Source organism: Actinotalea ferrariae CF5-4 (assembly GCF_000603945.1).
In the GTDB taxonomy this organism is placed as follows: Bacteria; Actinomycetota; Actinomycetes; order Actinomycetales; family Cellulomonadaceae; genus Actinotalea; species Actinotalea ferrariae.
Map to the genome: position 1 here is coordinate 1 of NZ_AXCW01000158.1, position 3447 is coordinate 3447.

3 protein-coding genes are annotated in these 3447 nt (G+C 68.1%); all 3 read left to right on the top strand.

From position 1 onward, the window contains the following. Positions 1-218 precede the first annotated feature (218 nt). From N866_RS13065 to N866_RS13075, 3 genes are read left to right on the top strand one after another with little or no spacing between them, the layout of a single operon-like run. Positions 219-1589, top strand: a complete 1371-nt coding sequence (locus tag N866_RS13065; protein ID WP_034227028.1) for a DNA cytosine methyltransferase — start codon at positions 219-221, stop codon at positions 1587-1589. A gap of 11 nt (positions 1590-1600) precedes the next feature. Further along, positions 1601-2938, top strand: a complete 1338-nt coding sequence (locus N866_RS13070; protein WP_155855362.1) for a hypothetical protein — start codon at positions 1601-1603, stop codon at positions 2936-2938. Between the two features lie 55 nt (positions 2939-2993). After that, a complete protein-coding gene (locus N866_RS13075) occupies positions 2994-3263 on the top strand; it encodes a hypothetical protein (RefSeq protein ID WP_034227031.1) in 270 nt (89 codons plus the stop codon). Positions 3264-3447: the final 184 nt, after the last annotated feature.

Below are 3447 nucleotides of genomic sequence, written 5' to 3' on the forward strand. Positions count from 1 at the left end.
ACACCCTCATCTGCGAAGAGCCCGTTTGACGGTGCTCATGCGCCGTGACACCACCTCGCCCGTGGAGCCGGGGTGGGCGGGTACGTGGAAGGTCGGCGGCACCCCTCCATCGTCGCGCGCCGACGGTGACTGATCCACAGGCACCGCCCGGCTCGACACGCGCACACCGACACGCGGCGAAGCTTGTGCAGCTCGAACGAGCGTTCTAAGCTTCACGCATGTCCACCGAGCCGGCGTTCCGCTTCGCTGACCTGTTCGCTGGCATCGGCGGCTTCGCTGCGGCGCTCACCGCGTTTGGCGGCAAGGGCGTGTACTCGGTGGAGATCGACCCGAGGGCGGCGAAGGTCTACGAGCTCAACTGGGGCCACAGCCCGCTCGGGGACATCACGCGGGACGCCACCGACGCGATCATGAACGTTCCCGCCCACGATGTTCTGGCCGCGGGCTTCCCGTGCCAGCCGTTCTCCAAGTCCGGCGCCCAGCGGGGGATGGACGAGACACGGGGAACGCTCTACTGGAACATCCTCAACATCGTGCGGGCTCAGCACCCCTCAGTGCTGCTGCTCGAGAACGTGCGCAACCTGGCAGGGCCTCGCCATCGGCATGAGTGGCAGGTCATCGTCGAGACGTTGCGCAAGGAGGGCTACCGAGTGTCGGAGACCCCGGCCGTGTTCTCCCCCCACCAGATCCCGCCCTCGCACGGCGGCCGCCCTCAGGTCCGTGAGCGGGTCTTCATCACCGCGACGTACGACCCGGACGACGTCGGCGGGCGCATCGGGCCCGAGCCGGTGGTGACGCCTCGGACTCGCCTTGCTGGCTTCGACCCCGCCGAGGAGTGGTCCCTCGACGACTTCCTCGACCCGGACCACCACGTCTCCGGCTGTGACCTCTCGGCGTCGGAGACGCTGTGGATCGACGCCTGGGACGACTTCGTCCAACTCATGTGGGAAGCGCGCAACGGTCGCCGGCTTCCCGGGTTCCCCCTGTGGGCGGACTCGTGGCCGACCACGCGCATCAGGGCGGCAGAGCTGGCTGCGAGTGTCGCGTCACCTGAGACTCCGGCCTGGAAGCGTGACTTCCTCGTCAAGAACTCGAGGTTCTACGAAGCCCATCGTGAAGTCATCGACGCGTGGGCCGCGAAGTGGGGTGTCTTCACCGAGGCCTTCCCACCGTCGCGGCGCAAGCTGGAGTGGCAGGCCCAAGACACGCCGCGGCTGTGGGACACGGTGATGCATCTCCGACCGTCGGGCATCAGGGCCAAGCGGCCCACTTACCTGCCCGCCTTCGTCGCCATCACCCAGACGTCGATCATCGGGCCTCGCGGTCGTCGACTGAGTCCGCGAGAAGCGGCACGGCTCCAAGGGTTGCCGGACGAGTTCACCTTCGGCACGCAGCCCGGCTCGGCCACCTATCGCCAGCTCGGCAACGGTGTGAACGTCGGCGCGGTGTGGCACGTCTTGAAGGCCCATGTCGCGCGCGACGAAGAGATCCTCAAGAGGACCTCCGCGGGACAACGGATCGTCTCCGCGGTGCTCGACGCTCCGATCTCACCCGATGAACGTCTCCGAGAGATCCTCGGCCGCCGATAGCCTGCGCGGTGATGGACCCGGCCGCCGCCTTTCTCCCCGCCGCCTCCAAGGCAGAGGCTGTCGCGCGGCTCTACGCCCTCGCCGGCGCTCCGCCGGAACCACTCGGACCAGGCAGCACCGAGAAGAAGTCCGTGCTGCTCGCGCTGGCGCACCGTCTCAACCTTCCAGTCAATCCCCGCTCACCGAAGCCCACCCTCGGCGGTCACGTCGCTCAGGCTCTCGGGGCATCCTGGACACCAGCGGCGTGGTCACGCGGGTCCACCATCACGCTGTACGGCCTGAACACGCTCCTCGAGGCCGCGACCCTGGAGTTGCACCAGCGAACCGTTCGCTCCGCGATCGAGGAGGCGCTTGCTGCCGAGCTCGGCATCGGCGGATTCCGTCCGGCGCGTAGCAAGATCGAGGCAGTCAACCGGATCTCTGCGCTCACCCGGTCGGGGCCTCAGGTTCTCGGCCCGGGCAGCAAGGAGCGCAAGTCCGTCCTGATCAACCTCGCGGAGGGGCTCCGACTCGGAGTCGACACCTCGCGCAACAAGGTCGAGCTCGGCGCGTCGATCGCAGTGGCCCTGGGAGCTAGCTGGACACCTCGCGCCTGGTCCGCAGGCCACACCATCACCCTCGACGGCCTGAACAACCTCTTGGCCGCGGGCGAGCGACGCCTCGGCCTGCTGGGGCAGGACGCCGAGCAGGTGTTCGCCACTCCGAGTGAAGAAGCAGCGGCACTGCTCGCGGCTTTGGCCGAGGCCATCGACGCCGCTTGGGACGGGCGTCACTGCGTGGAGACGATGCGGGACGCCGAGTTCCGCCACTGGCGCCAGACTGAGTGGATCGGGTGGTACTTCGAATACGTCGGGATCCCCGCGCTCGTCAACGCGTTCGGCGGTGGCCCCAGGCGCATCCTCAACACCTCGTTCGACTATGCACTGCGGTCCACGTGGGACCTCAAGGCTCACAGCCGAGGTGGCGAGGCTGCCGCCCTCCTGAACGACCGCGACGCCATCGAGGCCGGTCTCGATGAGCCGGGGGGCGTCGGCTTCATCGTCCTCACCGGTGATCCCGACTACTCCGACGCCGCCTTTGACGCGTGGCACCGCGAGCTCCGGGGCGCCGGTCCTGCGCACGACCGATCTCGAACCCTCAAGTCCGCGTTCCGGCCCCTGCGACTCGATGCCTACCATCTGCGAGATCGTGCAGCACTCGAAGCCGCGCTTGAACGCGAAGAGTTCGCCGTGATGGCTCAGGGTCGGCAGCCCGACGGGAGCACGCGCAAGCCCAAGTTGAAGATCCGCTTCAACAAGGCGAACTCAGTCAGCGGGTCCCGCGTGGCATCACGCTCCCTTACGACGTGACCTTGGCGGCAATCCGGGTCTTGTTCCCCGCTCCAGCTGTCACGAGACTCGCGGGATGAGCGACTTCGAGGAGGTCTGGCGCCGGATCCAGCGGCATGCGGGCGAGACGTTCCACACGATCACGGGACTGCCGTTCAGTTACGCCGTGCCGGGCGACTACCTACGGGTGACGCGCGACGGCAGCGAGGTCAACCGCTCGCTCTCGAAAACGAACTTCCGCAAGGCGGCCGCAATGATGCCCGCCGACGGCCCGAGCGCGCTCAAGGGCCGTCAGGGCGCCTCGTACACATGGGCGATCCTCGCCGACCCGGGGATCCGGAACTGACACCCTGGCACCCCGCCGGGCCCGTCCAGCGGTAGCAGTTCTGGTAGCAGTTCGTGTCCAGACGGACCCGTCCGGGCCTACGCACGGTCGCCCGCGCACACCGCTGACCAGCCCAAACGCACCCGCCCGCACCCGCTCCACACCCCTCCAGGCCACTTGGAAAGCGTGTTGGGGTAACACCCTC

Excerpts from the sequence above, each read along its gene's own strand:
- N866_RS13065 (WP_034227028.1), top strand. The coding sequence starts at position 219 with ATGTCCACCGAGCCGGCGTTCCGCTTCGCTGACCTGTTCGCTGGCATC.
- N866_RS13070 (WP_155855362.1), top strand. The coding sequence starts at position 1,601 with ATGGACCCGGCCGCCGCCTTTCTCCCCGCCGCCTCCAAGGCAGAGGCT.
- N866_RS13075 (WP_034227031.1), top strand. The coding sequence starts at position 2,994 with ATGAGCGACTTCGAGGAGGTCTGGCGCCGGATCCAGCGGCATGCGGGC.